The organism is Runella sp. (assembly GCF_965279615.1).
In the GTDB taxonomy this organism is placed as follows: domain Bacteria; phylum Bacteroidota; class Bacteroidia; order Cytophagales; family Spirosomataceae; genus Runella.
Genome location: NZ_OZ257252.1, coordinates 5,203,167 through 5,222,333, shown reverse-complemented (window position 1 = coordinate 5,222,333; position 19,167 = coordinate 5,203,167). Strand labels below are relative to the sequence as shown.

Below are 19,167 nucleotides of genomic sequence, written 5' to 3'. Positions count from 1 at the left end.
TTTTTTGCGCAAAGAATCGTACTTTTAGTCCTTCACCTTCAAAAATGCGTTTTTCTTTATGACTCAAAAGCGAATCAATATTTCTTCCGGCGCGCCTTGGGAAGCCATTGTGGGCTATTCACGCGCTGTCAGGATCGGCAATACCATTGAAGTGAGCGGCACCGTAGCCGTGGAGGGCGACCAACTGATAGGATTTGGCGACCCGTATATCCAAACCAAAGTTATTATCCAAAAAATTGAGAATGCATTACAGCAGGCAGGCGCATCACTGTCGGATGTTGTTCGCACGCGTATCTTTGTAACAGATATATCACAGTGGGAAGCCGTTGGCCGCGCACATGGCGAGTTTTTTAGTGAGATTAGGCCGTGTACCACAATGGTAGAAGTCTCTCGCCTGATCTCTCCCGAGTACATGGTGGAAATCGAAGCAACGGCCCTTATCCTAGCTGAATAAGTGTAAAGGTTAACGGTCGGGTTGTGAGCAACCCTTGGCACGAAAACGATAAGTGTGCGGAGGGCGGTCGGCCGGTGCCGGTGCTCACAACCCGACCACCGGTGCAATAATTTTCCTGTAAAACCCAAAAAAGGGGAAGCTTTCGCTTCCCCTTAACATCTAAATGAATTGACTGCCTAATTGCTTGGCATCAGCGACGAAATCTCGTACGCGCTGTTCTTCGTCTATTTTGCAGATCATCAATACACCATCGTTTTCAGCAATGATGTAACCATCCAAGCCCTGCACCACCACGAGTTTATCTTTCGGCGTTTTAATGATACAGTTGCCGGTATTATACAGTTTGATATTCCCTTCGGTGGCATTTTGTTGTTCATCCTTTGGTGAAACATCATAGAGCGATTTCCACGTACCCAAGTCAGACCAGCCAAAATCACTTAAAACGACGTATACATTGTCGGCTTTTTCCATGATGCCTACGTCGATGGAAACGTTCTTACACAACATATATGCTTTTTCGATAAAGGTCTTTTCCTGTTCGGTATAGTAATCCTGCTCGCCTGCCAAAAATACTTCTGCCACCTCCGGCAAATGAGCGGTAAATGCTTTGAGGATAGCTTGTACATTCCACACGAAAATTCCCGCATTCCACACAAAATCACCACTTTCCAAAAACTTAACGGCAATCTCCAACTGAGGTTTTTCCGTAAATGTCTTTACTTTTTTGGTTTCGCTTTCGGAAGGGATAAACTGAATGTAACCATAACCTGTATCAGGACGAGTAGGTTGAATGCCGAGCGTAATTAATATTTCTTCTTTACCTGCGGCGTCGAGTGCAAAAAGGATTTTTTCACGAAATATGTCTTCTTTTAAAATAATATGATCAGCGGGCGCTACTACCACTCTTGCTTCCGGATCCTTCTGCGCAATTTTATAGCACGCATACGCAATACAGGGAGCGGTATTACGGCGATTTGGCTCCAACAGGATCTGATCATCGTTCAGAAATGGTATCTGCTTTTTGACCAGATCGTAGTATTCTTCACTGGTAACAATGTAGATGTTTTCGGGAGGACAAACGCCTTCAAACCGGCTGATCGTTTGCTGAAGCAATGACTTACCCGTTCCCAATACATCGTGAAACTGTTTGGGATTATTGTTTCGGCTGAACGGCCAGAATCGTGTTCCGACGCCTCCTGCCATGATAATTACAAAATTATGATTCATAAGCGATGAGTGATAAAAAAATTAAAAGTGAATAGAAAATGTACCGTATTTAGACGGCAAAAACCCTCCTGTAAGTTACATTTTCCTATTTATTTTTGCTCTTGTTGGATATAGTTTTCAATTCGTAAAGCTACATTTTCCCGAATACTTTGCCAAAAAAGGTTTATATCTGCCGTATGCCAAACTTTGTTCCTCAACAACGAGCGCCCTTTGACATAAGGCTTATTGATCCATAAAAGGCCCTGATGAACCTGTGCATCGGCCAAGTGTGGTATAAATGCAAATTTTAAGCCAACTCCCCCTTTGTTTAAGGTTTGGGAAGCATAATCTTCGGTTAACGTCCACGTCAACGGATTGGTGCAAACACAGGTAGCAAAGTGATTGGATGTGTATTTTGCCGGGAAAAAGTCGCGTGCATACGTATGCCAGGCAGCAAACCCACCTGACTCGTCAGGGGTTTGTGCCGGTTTGATGGTTTTAAATTCGTCGGGCTGAACGGGAATGCCCGTTATATCGCCTACCAAATAGGCAAAAACCAGTTTTTTACGAAGCGATTTTCCGTCAAAAAACTCTTTCAGAAGTCGTTTGGCATGCGCGGTTCCCTGACTGTGAGAAGCAATAACGATGGGTCGGTCGTTTTGATAGTTCTTTAAATAATATTCAAAAGCGGCTTTGATATCCAAATACGCCAGATTCATCGCCTTTTCACTTTCTGCCTGATTCTGCGTTACAAAACTGTAATAATGGGCCTGTCGGTAGCGGGGAGCATAGACTTTGCACGAACCGTTGAAGGCCGTAGCTTGATTGAGAATGGTAGAATTATCGACTCGTTGATTCAATGCTGCGTCGTTAACATCCGCATTCCATTCAAAAGTGCCAAATTCAGGTTGTTGCGTATAGATGGTGGGGTGAATAAAAAAGACGTCTGCTTTTGCCAGTGCCTGTCCATCTTTTTGTCCTGACTTAAACGGTACGCTGTCAGCGGCATCTTTTACCGTGGGCAGAGCCGCCCAGTAGGCTGCTTTTGCATAGTCAGGAGCTGCCGGAGCATTGTCCGGAAGGTACCGACTTTGTAATATTACTGATTTTGAACATCCCGATAAGATTATCAAAATAGCGACCGGTATGACGGAATACGGGAATTTTGGATTGTTCATTTTTGGATTATTCTAACAATTATGCATGCATAACAGTTTTTTATTATGAATATAAAAAGGTTAAATTGTAAATTATCTTTAAAAGAACGAATATTACGTAAATTTATAAATGTGTAAAACCAAAACCAATTTTATACCTATGAGTAAACTGTTACGAAATACCATGCTTTACTTTGCAGCATGGTTTATGAGCGCAGGAATACTGCTGGCTCAGACAAAAATCGCCGGTACTGTGACCGACGCTACAACGAGCGAAGGTCTGGTGGGAGTGAGTATTCAAGTGAAAGGAAAGGTAATCGGTACGATTTCAGATACGAAAGGCAATTTCTCTCTTACTACCACTACAGCTACTCCTTTTGCTTTGGTTGTCTCTTCTGTGGGCTACGAAACACAGGAAATTCAGGTGAGTGGCGAGACTTCAAGCCTGAAGATATCACTTAAGGAGCAGGTAATGATGGGACAGGAAGTAGTCGTGTCTGCTTCCCGTATTGAAGAAAGTGTATTGAAATCGCCTGTAACGGTAGAAAAAATGGACATTCGCGGTATTCGGGAAACGCCTTCGGCTTCGTTTTATGACGGATTAGCCGGCTTGAAGGGCATCGACATGACCACCCAAAGTGTTTTGTTCAAGTCTCTCAACATGCGCGGATTCGGTTCTACCGGAAACCCACGTACCGTTCAGATGATCGACGGAATGGACAACTCAGCTCCGGGACTTAACTTCCCCATCGACAACATTGTCGGTATGCCGGAACTGGACGTAGAAAGTGTTGAAATTCTGCCCGGTGCAGCTTCTGCTCTGTACGGCCCTAATGCGTTGAACGGTTTGATTTTGATGAACAGCAAAAGCCCGTTCTTATACCAAGGATTGAGTGCTGCGGTTAAAACAGGCGTTATGTCGGCCAATAACCGTACCGAAGCTACTACGCCTTTCGGTGATATCTCCGTACGTTATGCCAAGGCGTTCAACAACAAGTTCGCTTTCAAGATCAACCTTTCTTACATTCAGGCGAAAGATTGGCAATCAAGCAACTACGACAATTTAAACTTGGGCGGCAGCTCAGACCCATTGAGAGGTGCAGGTACCAAAACGGATTATGACGGTACAAACGTGTACGGAGACGAAGTACAAGCCAACATGCAAACGGTTGCCAATGCGTTGGTCACTGCAAAATTATTGCCATCTGCGGCTTTAGCACTTATCCCAAATACCAACGTAAGCAGAACGGGCTATGTCGAAAACGGTTTGGTGGATAACAACGTAAAAAGCTTCAAATTCAATGGTGCATTGCATTATCGAATCACTGAAAAAGTAGAAGCTGTTGTGCAGGTAAACTATGGTTACGGTACTACGCTTTATACAGGTACAGGAAAATATTCACTTCGTAATTTTAACCTGACCCAAGCAAAAGCCGAGCTGAGAGGTGACAATTTTACCATAAAAGCCTATACAACCCAAGAACGTTCAGGTGATTCTTATACTGCCGGCTTGGTAGCGGTTTCAATGTTAAATGAAATTAAGCCTCATTCTACCTGGTTTGGTGAATATGTGGGCGCTTACGCCGCTGCAAGAGGTGCAGGCGTAGCTGACGAACAGGCTCAATTAGTAGCCCGTCAAACAGCGGACAAAGGAATGCCTGCCGTTGGTTCAACTGCTTACAATACTTTGTTGGACAAATGGAGAAATACTTCAATCGCTCAAGGCGGAGGAAGTTTTCTTGACAAAACCAACCTTTACCATGCCGAAGGAAACTATAATTTCAAAAATCAGATTCAGTTCATCGAACTTTTGGCAGGTGCCAGCATTCGTCAATACCAACTTCGCTCAGGCGGAACGTTGTTTGCTGACCTAAAAGACGGTAGAAACGGCACTATTCCTATCAACGAATACGGCGCTTACGTGCAGGCAGGTAAAAAGCTGTTTGGTGACCACTTGAAATTATCAGCTTCCATTCGCTACGATAAGAACCAAAATTTTGAAGGACAATTCTCTCCGCGTGTATCAGCCGTAGGGTCTTTTGGTGACCAGAACATTCGTCTTTCTTACCAGACAGGTTTCCGTATTCCAACCACTCAAAACCAGTACATTGACCTGCAAACTCCAAGTGGAACATTGATCGGTGGCTTAGGGGAATTTGACAAAAGATACAATTTGAGCACCGGAGTAACCCGCGAATCATTGGTTGACTTTTCTGTCAATCCGACCAAATACATTACTGCCGACGTAATTGCCAAAGCACAGGCGTATGCCACTGCCGCAGTAAACGCGCAATTGTCGCTGATCCAAGCAGGGGTTACTGCTGCCGTACAGGCACAGGTTACCGCTGCCGTAACGGCGCAGGTAAATGCAGCGGTAGCTGCGGGACAACTTCCTGCTGCAGCTGCACCGGCGGCTATTCAGCAAGGAGTAGCAGGACAAATGGCGAGTGCTCCCATTCAGGCAACGATTGCAACAAACGTAAAGGCCGAAGTAACAAAACAGGTAACAGCCGTTACGACCCAAGTAGCTCCTGCTTACGCATTGGCTACGTTGCCTAAATATCAGGCAAAAGCCCTTCGTCCTGAAAAAGTGAAGTCGATTGAATTTGGTTACAAAGGTGTGATTGGCAAGAAGTTATTGATTGACGCTTCGTATTATTACAGTGTTTATCAAAACTTTATCGGTGGTGTAACCATCGTTGTTCCAACCGCTGCCGCAGCACCGGGCTTACCTATCGAATCAGGCTTGGGAAGCGGTACTACGCGTGCGGGTTATTCAAGAACGGCCAACAGCGACCAAGACATTACGGTGACAGGGTTCTCTATTGCGCTTAATTATTCGCTTCCAAAAAGTTTCTTCGTGGGTGGAAACTTTGCCAATAATTCCTTGAAGACTTTTGTTCCAACCCCTGAATTGCCTTATTCGGGCTTTAATACTCCTAAAAATCGCTTCAATGTTAACTTCGGAAAACGTATTACCAGCGGTAACAAATTCGGATTTAATATTGCCCTCAAACATCAGGATGAATTTTTGTGGGAATCAAGCTTTGTGGTACCGACAACTGCAGGGGTGGGACTATTCTCCAACACAAAAGTACCGGGCATCACAAATCTTGACGCACAGGCAAGCTATAAACTGTCAGGGTTGAAATCTATTTTGAAAGTGGGTGGTACGAACCTTTTCGGCAAACCTTACATCCAAGCCTATGGCAGCCCTGCCGTTGGTTCAATGTACTACGTGTCTTTGACGTTTGATGAATTGTTAAACAAATAAGAATCTCTTTTTTCACACAAAAAAGGCGCCGACTTGGCGCCTTTTTTTATTGTAAATCAGAGACTTAAAACCTTAAGAAAAAATTGTAACGTATTTAAAGCAGCGGGTCGTTCTCCGGTTAACGGTTGGTCGGATTGTGAGCAACCCTCCGCACATAGCGTATGTAATCAGTCACCTCCGCCTGTTCCTTTGGTTCCGTTAGCCGTTACAACAGGCGGAACAGTGAGTGCCGCTCCGTTGTTGGCTTGGTCGGCACCGATATCTACTTTAGCACCTCTTGCTCCGCCGTCGTAGTCATTTTCTACCAAACTACCCAACGCTTTTCCTGCACCAATGCATGGGCTGCTGCTTGTTAAATGGTATTGCGCATCCAATTTAGGATCGGCGTTGGTACTGCTTGCGTCAAATTTAGATTGGGTTTTCCAATTGGTAAAACCGTCGAATTCGTTGTAATCATCATCGTTTTTATCAATCCGGAAGGTAAGCGTGCCGGGTTTATAATAGAAATTATTGCTGATATCAATATTCCCTTCGGCCGCCCATCTCAACCGTGCCATGTAGCCTTTGGCCGAAGCCGTTTGAACAAAGATGTTATTGGAAATTTTAAGGTCTTTACTTTTCGGATACACATCGCCTTTGGGCGTACCGTACGTTTCACCACGCGCTATCAGCAAAGCGGCACTTCCTTCCTGTGCTACGTTGATGAGCGTATTGTTGTATACTTGAGCGTTGAGCGCTGCGTACAATCCCACACCTTCCCATTTGGTATTGATGACGATGTTATTTCGGATAATTATGTTGATGCTTTCGTAATAATTGGGATTGGAAGCGGTATTGAACCATTCGGCATCGGTATCCAGATAACCGGCCACCAATCCGCCTTCGCCGCAGTTCATGATCAGGTTTTGTTCAAAAATGCAATCTCTTGCACCGCCTTTGGCGTACAGAGCATTGGTGGCAATGTCGTGAAAATAACAATTACGAACGGTCATATTGGAGCCGTTGACATTGTCAATTCCTTCGGCATTTTGGGCTTCTTTATTGGCGGGGCCTACACCCGATCTGTATATCTCACAGTTCAGGATTTCGATGTTTTGACAACCGGGCGTTATTTTAATGCAGTCGCGGCCGGTGTCGTGAATTTTACAATTTTTGACCTTTATGTGACGCACACCGCGCCGTTTGTCAAACGGCACATTGCGGTCGTCATCCCAATTACTTTCGAATTTGATGCCGTAATAGTAACCACCAATGATTTCGAGATTTTCAATAGTGATGTTTTCTGTCGTGGGTTCACGAAACCACAAACAACTTGTAATGTCTTCGATGGTGGTAACGGCTTTAAGGATGGCCCACTCGCCGGGATAGGAATGAATGGAAATGTTGGAAGTACGGAAGGATATTTCCTTGCTTTCGTACGTACCGCCGCGCAAAATAATCTCCAATCCTTTAACGGGGTCGGCGGCGTCAGCCGCTTTTTGGATGGTTTTGAGCGGTTTTCCTTCGCTACCGTCGTTGGCGTCGCTGCCGTTAGGCGAAACGTATACTTTTCCGCTGATGGTCTGACCGCCGTTATTGCCCGGATCGCTGCAACTTGGTGGCTCCTGCGGGCAGCCGCAAGCCGTAGGGTCAGCGTCGCATTCGTCGGTTTCGATGGGTTCTTTTTTACAACTTTCCAGTATAAGGCTGAAGGCGAATAGACTAAAAAGGAGGAGTTTTTTCATGATCTTATAGCAAAAAACAGAATAAAAAGGCTGTTATTCAGGAAATCAAAACAATGGAAATCTTACATGAGGAGGTTCCTCATGCCAAACAAAACATATTTAACCCATTCAGGGGTAGGTTAAATTTTCGTATAAACGAGCGTCAGCGATTTGGTTTTCCCGCCGGGATTCAGTGTTTTAGGATTCTTTGTATAATCAAAGTACCAGATCATGGTATTGCCCTTGAACTGAACATCGTAGACGGCAGGTGGAAGTTTGGACGATGTAACGGTAAGCTTATTACCCGACATGCTGCATTTCCCGTCGCCGTTCATGGATTCAATCGTCTTTTTCATCGCTCCGCATTCATCCGGAACGCCGGTAAGGATACTTCCGTCTGCGTTGAAGGTATACATAATGTTTTTAGAGCAAGGCATCGCTTTCAAGATAGCAGCATGATCGTCGGATATGGTACCGTCGTTGTCGACGGAGGTCATGCCCGTGCGCTTCCAAGTGCCGGTAGCGCTACTCGGCAGTTGCGCCAAAACGGTGTTATTGAGACTCAATACGAGAAGTAAGGAAAAAAGGATAGACTTCATGGATTTCGATTAGTTACAAATGAAAAACGCTTACTCTTTTTGACGAAGTAGTGTCACCGTTGGTTTTTGATCAAAACGCGGATCAGCGGTGTTGGTATAAGCAGAACCACCCGGAATACGGTAGCTGAAGCTGACAGGCAACGTCATTTGGTTTTCCCGCCAACGCCCCTGATTGATTATATTGATGTAGAAATTGGGAAGAATCGTATACTTTTCATTTATTGCCCCAAAATGAAGGTTAAACAGGTAATCATCATTTCTATCCACACTTCCCCATATGCTGTAGTGTTCCGTTCCCAATTTGCTCGTGACCGTTGCCGCGCCGTCAAAATTTCGACGTGTGCGATACAAACCTCTTTTGCGGCGACCTGATTTGGTCCAACGTTCTGCCGTAGTTTGCGGAACAAAGATTTCCAAATGAATTGATTTAGCTACACCGTCGGGGTCGGTAAAATTGCCTTGCCATTTGCCCACTAATAATGGTGCATTTGAATCGCTGCTGAACGCCCACGGGCGTTGGTACCTGTCTAAAAAACCGCCAACAAAATGACTGATGCCGTAACCGACCACACTAAGCACGATCAAACCCAATAAAACAGATAAACAACCAAATTTCTTTTTCATAGTCAACTACTTATTCTTTTTGTCGGGTAAGCGTTAGTATTGGATGTTGGTCAAAGCGCGGGTCGGCACTGTCCCAACGGGTTCCGCCGTCGATGTAATAATTGAAAATCAGGGTCAACTGCATTTGATTGTTTTTCCAATTCCCTTTTTCCACCAAACTCACGTAAAAATCACGATCAATGCTGTATTTTCCGCCAACGGGCATAAAACTGAGGCGGAATAGATGATCGTCATCCTCATCAACCATGCCTTCAACCCGATACGCTTCTTTCCCGAGTTTACTGAGCACAGTGCCTTTGCCTTTCAATTCGCGCATGAGACTAAAGTTGGGTCGGTAGCGCGATGATTCTTTGCTTAACCAAACTTCGGCCGCCGTTGGTGGCGGAAAGATTTCCAGTGCCATTTCTTTCTTCACGCCATCGGGGTCGATAAAACTGCCTTTCCATTTTCCCGGCAGCAAAAGAGCCCGCGAATCATCACTAAACGCCCATTGTCGAAAATGAAGATCCCAAAACCTTCCTGCAAAATGCGTCACCACCCACACAACAGCTACGAGTACCGCTGCCAATTCTCTTTTCCAACCATACCTTTTCATTTCACTGAGAATGTTTGTTTACTCTAAGGTAGGTATAGCTTCTCCTTTTTAAGCACCGTTTACTAAATGAGTATGAGTTACATATCGTAAGGTTAGCGAATGAATGCTTTGGCTTACATCTTTTTAAAATTCTGAATAAGTGTCATTTCCGGGTAGGTGGACATCTTGGTGACATCCACTACCAGAAATATGAGGTCAGGAGTTGTATTGATCTGAAACGTAAGGTCACCGGACTGACCGATTTCTTTTGCCAATTCTTTCTGTTCATTTCCGATCTGAATGAGTTGCCCTTCAAGAATGCCCTTATCATCCGATTTGATCACTTTCAAACTCCATCGAATTTCAACTTTCGTACTTCGTGCAACATCTGTCACAACCAAACGCCCATCGTCGAAAAATTCATACACAATGTTAATACCTCGCGGTTCGGTATCGAAGGTGTCGTTTACTTTCGTCCCATCGGATTTGGTAATGTAATAGCCGGTTTTGGTCAGCTTCCATTTGCCGATAAGTCCCGGGAAAGTGTCCGGTTTAGGATCGGTTGTTTTGTCACTGCAACCCGCTCCCGAGTTGAGGATGAAAATAGTGAATAACACACCGTAAGCGATCAGTTTTTTCATGGTCTTGTTGTTTTGATTAGCTGCTATTTTCCTGCGTTGTAAATACTCATCAACAAGGCTTTGCTGATGCGCTGTCCTGCTTTTTTGCCGATGTGGCCTTGTCCATCCGAACTGTCAACGCCGTTTACGTCCGATGGGTCAGAGGCCGAATTACGATTTTCAGGGCAAATGCGCCACACACTGTTTTGCTGACAGGCACCGTCGTTGGCTTCCAAAGCCTGTAAATCAAAAATGATGTCTGTGCCTTTGAAGGTATCTTTCATCCATTGCCCCACTTTCATCTTGGCGGCATTGCCTTCAAAGGAAGTGGTCGAATATACCAGCGGAGGGGTGATATGGACAAAGCGTAGATTAGGTGATTGTAAACGAAGTGCATCCACAAATGCCTTGTATTCTGTCTTTACCTTCTCAAAGTTGTCATCCATGATATCGGCATAGCCAAATTTGAAGATGGCGATTTGGAGTAAGTCTTTGTTGCGAGTCGCGTTTTCTCTGAAAACCCTGATTTTTTCGGAAGGATTTCCATTGGCGATTCCGCCTACATCTACAAAAATCCCTCCGCGTAAACCTTTGTCGGTTTTGTCGCCGGGCCCGTAGTAGTCGAACGGAAATCCGTTGGCTTTGGCCCCTTCTTCCAGGTCTTGCCCCACGGATTGGTGCAAAAACAATGTGTTGAAATCTTTGATACGCTCTTTTTCACCCGACGCAAGTTTTTCCCACGCATCAATGCCCGCAATGCCCACTATACCGGGTTGGCCTTTGCCTAAAGTACCGCTGCCCGTATTGGAGCCGTTGTTGTTACCGGAATTGGGGTCCGGATCATCGGACGGTGCGGCACAGGCTATTATTAAAAAAAGCAGGGTAAGCATTCCAAGGTTTTTTTTCATGATCATAGAAAGAGATTTATTCAAATGTCTTTAGTTTTAGCTTAAATTCAGGTGTAAAAAACGGACAACAGGGAAAATCTGAAAGCAGCTCATTGGCTCACTTAGGCTCCTCTTTTGTCCATAATTATTTTATGATCAAAACTAAACAGGGTTTTGAAAGGCCTCAAACGCCAATAGACGAACGACATTTTAAATAGACCGACGACGCGCCGAAAACTAAAAACCGAGGTTGGCGTCGTACTTTCGGGCTGAAAAGTATTTATCTTTGGAAGAGTTCAAAAAATGCGATGGGACTACCGGCCACCTATAACTGTATCATAATTGATGACAACGAGATCGACCGCTTAATGTCATTGGCGTTTGCAAAAAAATACCCTTTTCTGAATGTCATCGGTGTATATAGTTCCGCGACGGAAGCATTTGCGGCTATAGAAGAGACGTCGGTGGATGTGCTGTTGAGCGATATTGATATGCCCGAAATAAGCGGATTGGATTTTCGCTCGCAAATGATGCACATTCCCGTTTGCATTTTTATCACGTCGTATCCCGATTATGCCGCTGAGAGTTTTGAGGTAGAAGCGTTTGATTTTTTGGTAAAACCCATTAAAAGTGAACGTTTTGAGCAATCCATGAATCGGTTGCAACATTTTTTTGAGCTCAAACGCAAAGCTCAACTGTTTGAATACAGTTTGGGAGGAAGCACTGTTTTTATCAAAGACGGACACGAACAGATCAAGCTAAACCTGCACGACATTGTGTATTTGGAAGCGCTGAAAGACTACACGCGTATCGTGACGACCACCAAAAAATACAGCGTCTTATCTTCCATTGGCCATCTGTTGCTTGAATCAGCCTTCCAATCTTTTTTGCGGATTCACCGAAGTTATGCCGTGCAGCGGCATTATATTGAGCGCATTACGCCGCAACAGGTGTATATTCAGAATTATTCATTACCTGTAGGGCGGAGTTACAAAGACGTGTTGATTAACTTAAAATGACAATCCAATGTGCTTTCGTTGGCTGCTTTTTGTGTTTTTTCTGATTAGTTCTCAAGCCATTGCTCAAAAAACGGGGCAAGCTTTGATCGATTCGTTAGTGCGTGAAATTCCCAAGGCTACCAACGATACCATAAAAGGAAGGCTCATCAAAAGAGTGGCCGATGAATACTATTTCATTAACATAGATCGGGCATTGGAGTACAGTCGAGTTGGACTAAAACACGTGACCGGTATGAAGTGGAAGCGTGGCATTGCCGTTTTCAATTTTAATATCGGCAGGGCGTACAGCGATAAAGGAAATTATGATTCAAGCATGTTTTTCTATAATCGTTCGCTGGCGCTGCACCGTGAAGCCAACGACCAATGGAACATCGCTACTGCGCTCAACAACATGGGCGTAGTCGCACAAAACATTGCCTCTAATTATCCCGAAGCCAATCGTTATTATTTTGAAGCACTTAAAATAGGTCAAACCCTTAAAGACAAACACCTTACAGCGTTGGGGTACGATAATATCTCTCAGATTTATTTGGTGCAAAAGAATTATTCGAAAGCCTTGGATTATGCTTTAAGGTCCTTGAAACTAAGACAGCAACAAAACGATACGCCCGAAAGGAACGCCGCACGAGAAGTAGGGAATTCGTTGGTAGGTATTGCCAATATTTATACACAAATGGGGCAAGGCAATAAAGCGAAAGCCTATTACCTCAAAGCAATTTCCAACCATACACAGGTCGGTAACAAGGAAGGTCTGGCTAACACCTATTCCAAATTGTCTATTTTATTTGGCAAAAATTACCCCCGAAAAATAGAATATGCATTGAAGTCCAAGCAATTGTGGGATGAGATCAATCCCATGAATTCGGAAGCAATTATCAATATCGGCAACTTGGGCATTGCCTATTTAGATCGCGTCCGGTATGATTCGCTGCACCTCCCCAAAGCAGGACAGTCTTTTTCCGCACCACAACGTGCTGATCTTATTCAGGCGGAAAAGTACTTACAGGAAGCCATCCGGTTATCAACCCAAAAAGGAGAAAGAGATCCTAAATCGTACTATACGGGAGTATTGGCCGAATTGCAGGCGCTGAAAGGCGACTACAAAAATGCCTACCAAAATTTCAGATATTATCAGGAAATTCAAGACTCGCTCTATTCGCAGGAAAGTAAAAACAAGATTGCGGCCGAAGAAGGAAAGCACGAAATTGAGCTGCGCGACAAAGAGATAGAACTTAATAAACTGGCGCTTGAAAACCAGAGAAAACAGCGCATCGGTTTGTTGATCGGATTGGGGTTGTTGTTGGTCATCGGGGGATTGTTGTATTGGCAAAACCTGTCGCGGAAACGCACTAATACGACGCTGTTGCACCTCAACGCCGAACTCGACGAAGCCAACAAAATAAAGGCCAAATTCTTTGCCATTTTGAGCCACGACCTGCGCAGTCCGGTCGCCAATCTGATCAGTTTTTTGAACCTTCAAAAAGAAGCACCCGAATTGCTGACGCCCGAAATGACGGAGGCCAATCAGAAACGCATTACTGCCTCGGCAGAAGCTTTGCTGGAAAACATGGAAGCGATGCTTTTGTGGAGCAAAGGCCAAATGCAGGCGTTCAAGCCGCAAGTGAAAACCATTGAAGTGTCGGAGTTGTTTACCTACATTCAGAAATTCTTTGACGGTACCACCGGCGTTCAGTTTCGTTTTGATAACCCTTATTCATTGCACGTCGTGACTGATGAAGATTACCTCAAAACCATCATGCAAAACCTTACCTCTAATGCTGTCAAAGCGTTGAAAAACAAACCAAATGCCTCGATTCACTGGGAGGCACGACAGGAGGAGAATCAAATCATTTTGGCGATCACGGACAATGGAGCGGGCGTTTCGGAGCAGCAACTTAATGCCTTGTATACCAATGAGGCGTCCATCGGTACAAAAACGGGTTTGGGCCTGCACCTGATCCGTGACCTGGCGCAAGCCATTTCCTGCAAAATAGCCGTGAAATCAACCACCAATACAGGCACTGAGTTTCAGTTGGTTTTTACCAATGCCTGATTTCAGATAGAATAGACTTGCATTCTTTTTTCTTCAATAACATCCTTCAATCAAAGAAGGATAATAAGGCTTCTTTGATTTCGAGAAAACGGAGTTCTGTTTATATAGCAGTAATAAACCCGGTAAATCGGGAATATTTTTCTAAGTAAAAATACCGATAATTGCTGCTGAAAGGGCTTTAGTGAAAATAAATGCATATCAATATTTATCGTTTTCTGATGAACTATTGCATATTTCATTTTTTTATCACATATTTAATATAAATTATACCATAATACCTACTCAGCGTAAATACTTAAATGTAAAAAATCAGATTTCTCTATAGAAAGGGGATAAAAAATCCGGTTTTAAAGTAAAATTTCTTCTTGCAAGTAATACGCGTTCAATGCTTCCACACCCGGATGAATAGCTGTCATTCTATTGTATTTGAACCACAATAGAGAATTGTTTTTTGGCAGAAGAGTAAAACGTTTTTGATTCTCTACACCACCTTTAAAGGACATAGGCATCTAACCGGGGAGTGATTTCTTAAGAAAGCACTTATAATACTGCGACTCAATCACGCTTGGGAATGTCGTTATAGGCAACTGTCGCGGCTTGCTTCTCAATACTATCAATGCTACCACTTTACCTCTTTTAACATGAAAACCTTTCCTCTTTCGGATTTCAAAAAAATCTGTTTATTCTTATTTGCGGCTTTTTTCACGAATACTCTATTTGCCCAAACCACTTTTATCGGATTCAAATCATCGGGATGGAAATACAGAGAAGCGTATCAGGAGCCCGGCACTTTTGGTACCGGCACCTGGAAAACCAACGCGTACAGCGATGCAGCATGGGCAAGCGGACAGGCAACATTGGGGTATGATGATATTACAACGACCCATACCATTACAACATGGGTTTGGCCCCTTAATGCCAACCGAACCGGCACGAATTCCTCTAAAACTCATTATTTCAGAAAGACATTTAATGTTGCAAGCCCGGGTTCGTTTACAGGCTACCGCATCAAAACATGGTGTGATGATGGCTTGGTGGTGTATCTTAACAACAAAGAGGTGTATCGTTTAAACATGCCCGTTGGAACGATTGACTCACTCACTTCTGCCTCAACAGCACCCGCCAATGATTCCATTTATGGCGAAACAACGATAAATCTACCGAGTGATTTACTGACGGGTACGAACGTCATCGCTGTAGAGGTACATCAATCCGGCTCAAGCATTGACCGCTATTTTGACCTTTCAATTGAAGGGCTTGCAGCTCCTGCCTCCTGTCCTGAATGGCCGATTGCATTTAAGTCTACGAACTGGAAACAGCGAGTTTCTTACTTAGAGCCTACTACTTTTGGAAACGGTACCTGGAAAACCAATGCGTACAGTGACGCTGCCTGGTCAAGTGGACAGGCAACATTGGGCTACGATGACGGTACCCCTACTCATGCCATTAATACGTGGTTGTGGACGCAGGGTTCAGGCAGAACAGGCACCAATACATCCAAAACGCATTATTTCAGAAAGTGCTTTAACATTACGGATAAAAACGCGTATAGTGGCTATCGTATCAAAACATGGTGCGATGATGGATTGGTTGCGTACCTAAATGGGCGGGAAATCTTTCGGCTCAATATGCCGGTGGGTACGGTAGATTCGCTGACGTTTGCGATCAGCGCCCCACCCAACGACTCTATTTATAAAGATACCACCGTCTATCTGCCCGCTGACTTATTGAATGGCACCAATGTCATTGCGGTGGAAGTCCACCAATCAGGTACGTTGATGGCTCCCAGTGTTGATCGCTATTTTGACTTATCCATTCAAGGGGTTACCGGTGCCTGTGCGGTGGCCCTTGACAGGCCACCTTACCTTCAGGTAGGCACTCCTACTTCTGTCATCGTTCGTTGGAAAACGGACGTACTTACCAATAGCAAAGTCAAATATGGTACCAGTCCCGGCAGTCTTACCAATGAAGTAGTTATTAATACGAATGATTCGATACACGTTGTGCCGCTCACCGGATTATCGCCCAATACAAAGTATTATTATTCCGTCGGCTACACCTGTGGTATAGTAGACAATGTACTGGCAAGCGGTACCGAGTACTATTATTACAGTTTACCCAATAACACTACTGACCCGTTACGGTACTGGATTTTGGGAGATGTATGCAGTGGGGAAGATCGTCAATACAACGTTCGTACTGCTTATATGAATTATTTAGGGGCAAACCGACTCCACGGAATTATTTTTGGCGGTGACAATTCTAAGTTCGAAGGTTTTGACGGAAAAGATCAAGCCCTTGACAACAACTTTTTTCCGGTTTACCCCAATCAACTTCGCAATACAGTATCATGGATATCTTTGGGCAATCATGATTATGGCGCTCGCCCTTATAACGACTCTACGACCGCTTCTTATAGTTCTTTTTCCTATCCTACTCAGGGCGAAGCGGGAGGAATAGCCTCAAAGAGTAAAGGATATTATTCATTTGATGCCGGCGATATCCACTTCGTTATTCTTAATCCATACCATCCCGATTTCTTTATCAGTCGTGGTTCCGCCATTCCCGGTTGTGTCCCGCCCTGGGATTGTGCGGCTGCTCAAGGGCGCAAAAATATGTTCATGCTCAAATTTGATGACCCTTCCACTCAAACAACTGATTTCAATAATTTTCAGCAGGTAAAATGGCTGAAATTGGATTTGGCAAATACGACGAAAAAATGGAAGATAGTCTTATTCCATACCCCACCGTATACCAAAGGCTCCCATGATTCAGACCCGGGAATTTCTGACTGGTCAAAAGCTGATGGTGAGTTAAAAGTGGTACGTGAACTGTTGGTACCTATATTGGAGCAGTACAAAGTTGACTTGATCGTTACCTCTCATACACACTCTTATGCTCGCTCTTTTTTGATGCAGGGCGTAACAGGTACACCTACCAAAACTCAATTCCGGACAAATCCCAATCAATTGTTACAGTCTTGGACCGGCAAATATACGCCCGTGCCATCGTCAAAACCTTACATCAAAAATGCTCCTTATAATGGCGCCGTTCAAGTCGTAACGGGTAATGCCGGCCGGGGCGGTTCAGGACCAAACGGGGCACCTGAAAACCCAAATTCGGGGGTTACGCATCCGGTCATGTATTATGGCGACAGCACCGCAACCCTCAATGCCACCGGAGGCAGCGTAGAGTTGCTGATCACAAAAAACCGTTTGGACGTAAAATACATCAAACTAGACAGCGATTTCGGTACGACCTCTTACATCAAAGATGAATTTACCATCATGAAAGATGTCAATAAAAAAACAACCTATACCAACCCCACTCTACCGCTTACGCTGACAGCTTCGTGGGAAGGAACCTATTCGTGGAAAATAATAGGTGGAGGTAGCTTGCCCAACACCACACAGGCAATTGCCGTTTCGCCGAGTGCCAATACCACTTATATCGTCAATGATGGCTACAATGGGGGAAACGGTTTTTTGGCCGATACGTTTATAGTTAACGTATGCGCTCCAACCCTTACGCTCAACTCAACGATTTCGACAAGTACGGTATATCAGGCCGAACAATGGATACAGGGCACAAATACAAACATCATTTCGCCATCTGCAACGGTAGAGTACCGTGCCGGTTACGTATTGTTAGCCCCCTTAGGAAACGGCACAGCCTTTCAGGCATCTCCGGAAAACGGCTTTTACTTTTTAGCCTTACCAATAGGGTGTAATACAGGCGGTGGTGGTGGTGGGGCGCCTGCACCAACATCGAAAAAGAACACCAAAGAAGGCGTCCTACCAACAAATAACCCCGCGATAAAAGGCACTAAAAAGGGAAAATAAGCAACTAAACAGGCAGCTTAATGCAGGTGCGCCTCTACCAGCTTTTGCTCAATCGCTTCCCACGTATAGCGACGGCGAAAGTCCGGATCAAAAAGAAAGGCTTTCTTTTGAGAAATCAGTTCCTGAAGAAGCATGTCAAAATCCGTGGTATAATAACTGTCCAATTTGTAACCGAGTCCATTCTCGGTTACAAATTGGGCTACTTTGATCTCAGCATTGATAATAACGGGCGTTTGTGATTGTACCGCATCATAGATCTTATTGGGACTGGCGTTGAGGTTATTGTCGTTGATCGGCTCATACACCGACAGTATATAGTCACATTCTGACGCCAATCGCATGGTTTCCTGCTGGGTTTTTACTCCCCAAAACCTCACCTGTGGATGTTGGCTTAGCTGTCGCGTAGGTTCGTCATAGACCCAACCGATCATCCAAACCTTTACTTTGGGCGAACGTTTCAGCAATTCTGTCAGAAGCAATGTCCCACGGGTTACGCCCAACGAACCGCTGTACAAAATCAATAATTCATCATCACCCGCGACTTTAGGCTGCACGTTATGAAATGCATACGGGTAATTTTCGACAACAACGGTTTTAGACTGAAACTCTTTCGGTACAAGCGTTTTACGATTATCGTCGGTTACAATGATTTTGCTTGGCAAACGGTATAAAAGCGATTGTAAAGAGCGTACGGCTGAACTGCCTGACCGCAGAAAAATGGAATCAAAAATATCGGCTGCAATTCGCCGCCGACTCCAAATCAAAAACGGGAAGAAAATCAGTAATAACTGCTCATTAATAACATGAATGCTGCGAAAACGGCGCGTAAAATACAATTTAACAAACGTGAAAAAGTAACGAATGAGCGTCGCAACGGATTTATGATGTCCTTTGATTAAATAAAATTCTGAACAAAAGGGTTTCACAAATGCCTGTGAATCATCCCGTCCAATCCCCAAATAGATAATATCAAATCGGGAAGCTAACGTTCTGATCTCTTTATTGATACGCGTATCAGAACCATCATTGATACAAAGGTAAAGAAGCTTCGGCAAAGGCATATTCTGTGGTACGGACATCCTGTCCGTCATCTTTTTGATAAATTTCACATTTGTACTATAGCAAATGGACAAAAGTGGGCAAACGCAAGGCCTG

The 19,167-nt window shown here is 44.3% G+C and carries 14 protein-coding genes; 5 read left to right on the top strand and 9 right to left on the bottom strand.

Annotated features, from left to right (window positions below; all coding sequences use genetic code 11):
- The first annotated feature begins 58 nt into the window (after window positions 1-58).
- The gene (locus ACQY73_RS21965; protein WP_428654988.1) at window positions 59-454 is read left to right on the top strand and encodes a RidA family protein; all 396 of its coding nucleotides are present in this window, start codon (window positions 59-61) and stop codon (window positions 452-454) included.
- A gap of 159 nt (window positions 455-613) precedes the next feature.
- Here the strand turns inward: ACQY73_RS21965 and ACQY73_RS21960 are convergent, their stop codons facing one another.
- Both ACQY73_RS21960 and ACQY73_RS21955 read right to left on the bottom strand, forming a co-directional pair.
- Window positions 614-1,681 (bottom strand): mannose-1-phosphate guanylyltransferase, encoded by a 1,068-nt coding sequence (locus ACQY73_RS21960; RefSeq protein ID WP_428654986.1) that lies wholly within the window; start codon window positions 1,679-1,681, stop codon window positions 614-616.
- A gap of 89 nt (window positions 1,682-1,770) precedes the next feature.
- Window positions 1,771-2,838 carry a DUF3089 domain-containing protein gene (locus tag ACQY73_RS21955; protein WP_428654984.1) on the bottom strand — a complete coding sequence of 356 codons (1,068 nt, stop codon included), beginning with the start codon at window positions 2,836-2,838 and terminating at the stop codon, window positions 1,771-1,773.
- A 139-nt stretch (window positions 2,839-2,977) separates the two neighbouring features.
- On the opposite strand from ACQY73_RS21955, the gene ACQY73_RS21950 reads away from it, so the two are divergent.
- Entirely contained in the window at window positions 2,978-6,091 is a 3,114-nt protein-coding gene (locus tag ACQY73_RS21950) for a carboxypeptidase-like regulatory domain-containing protein (protein ID WP_428654982.1), read from the top strand.
- Between the two features lie 167 nt (window positions 6,092-6,258).
- Here ACQY73_RS21950 and ACQY73_RS21945 read toward each other — a convergent pair whose 3' ends face one another.
- The 6 genes from ACQY73_RS21945 to ACQY73_RS21920 all read right to left on the bottom strand — a co-directional run bounded on the left by ACQY73_RS21945 (window position 6,259) and on the right by ACQY73_RS21920 (window position 11,119).
- The gene (locus ACQY73_RS21945) at window positions 6,259-7,815 is read right to left on the bottom strand and encodes a right-handed parallel beta-helix repeat-containing protein (RefSeq protein ID WP_428654980.1); all 1,557 of its coding nucleotides are present in this window, start codon (window positions 7,813-7,815) and stop codon (window positions 6,259-6,261) included.
- A gap of 119 nt (window positions 7,816-7,934) precedes the next feature.
- The gene (locus ACQY73_RS21940; protein ID WP_428654978.1) at window positions 7,935-8,393 is read right to left on the bottom strand and encodes a lipocalin family protein; all 459 of its coding nucleotides are present in this window, start codon (window positions 8,391-8,393) and stop codon (window positions 7,935-7,937) included.
- 30 nt (window positions 8,394-8,423) lie between these two features.
- Window positions 8,424-9,017 carry a hypothetical protein gene (locus ACQY73_RS21935; RefSeq protein WP_428654976.1) on the bottom strand — a complete coding sequence of 198 codons (594 nt, stop codon included), beginning with the start codon at window positions 9,015-9,017 and terminating at the stop codon, window positions 8,424-8,426.
- Between the two features lie 10 nt (window positions 9,018-9,027).
- Window positions 9,028-9,612, bottom strand: coding sequence for a hypothetical protein (locus tag ACQY73_RS21930; protein ID WP_428654974.1), 585 nt, complete (start codon window positions 9,610-9,612; stop codon window positions 9,028-9,030).
- Between the two features lie 113 nt (window positions 9,613-9,725).
- Window positions 9,726-10,232, bottom strand: coding sequence for a hypothetical protein (locus ACQY73_RS21925; RefSeq protein ID WP_428654972.1), 507 nt, complete (start codon window positions 10,230-10,232; stop codon window positions 9,726-9,728).
- A 23-nt stretch (window positions 10,233-10,255) separates the two neighbouring features.
- The gene (locus ACQY73_RS21920; RefSeq protein ID WP_428654970.1) at window positions 10,256-11,119 is read right to left on the bottom strand and encodes a hypothetical protein; all 864 of its coding nucleotides are present in this window, start codon (window positions 11,117-11,119) and stop codon (window positions 10,256-10,258) included.
- Between the two features lie 287 nt (window positions 11,120-11,406).
- On the opposite strand from ACQY73_RS21920, the gene ACQY73_RS21915 reads away from it, so the two are divergent.
- The 3 genes from ACQY73_RS21915 (at window position 11,407) to ACQY73_RS21905 (ending at window position 18,012) form a co-directional block, all read left to right on the top strand.
- Window positions 11,407-12,117, top strand: coding sequence for a LytR/AlgR family response regulator transcription factor (locus tag ACQY73_RS21915; protein WP_428654968.1), 711 nt, complete (start codon window positions 11,407-11,409; stop codon window positions 12,115-12,117).
- Between the two features lie 7 nt (window positions 12,118-12,124).
- Window positions 12,125-14,170 carry a tetratricopeptide repeat-containing sensor histidine kinase gene (locus ACQY73_RS21910; RefSeq protein WP_428654966.1) on the top strand — a complete coding sequence of 682 codons (2,046 nt, stop codon included), beginning with the start codon at window positions 12,125-12,127 and terminating at the stop codon, window positions 14,168-14,170.
- Window positions 14,171-14,811: 641 nt separating this feature from the next.
- Window positions 14,812-18,012 (top strand): purple acid phosphatase family protein, encoded by a 3,201-nt coding sequence (locus ACQY73_RS21905; RefSeq protein ID WP_428654964.1) that lies wholly within the window; start codon window positions 14,812-14,814, stop codon window positions 18,010-18,012.
- 17 nt (window positions 18,013-18,029) lie between these two features.
- Here ACQY73_RS21905 and ACQY73_RS21900 read toward each other — a convergent pair whose 3' ends face one another.
- Window positions 18,030-19,091, bottom strand: coding sequence for a hypothetical protein (locus ACQY73_RS21900; protein ID WP_428654961.1), 1,062 nt, complete (start codon window positions 19,089-19,091; stop codon window positions 18,030-18,032).
- Between the last annotated feature and the right edge of the window lie 76 nt (window positions 19,092-19,167).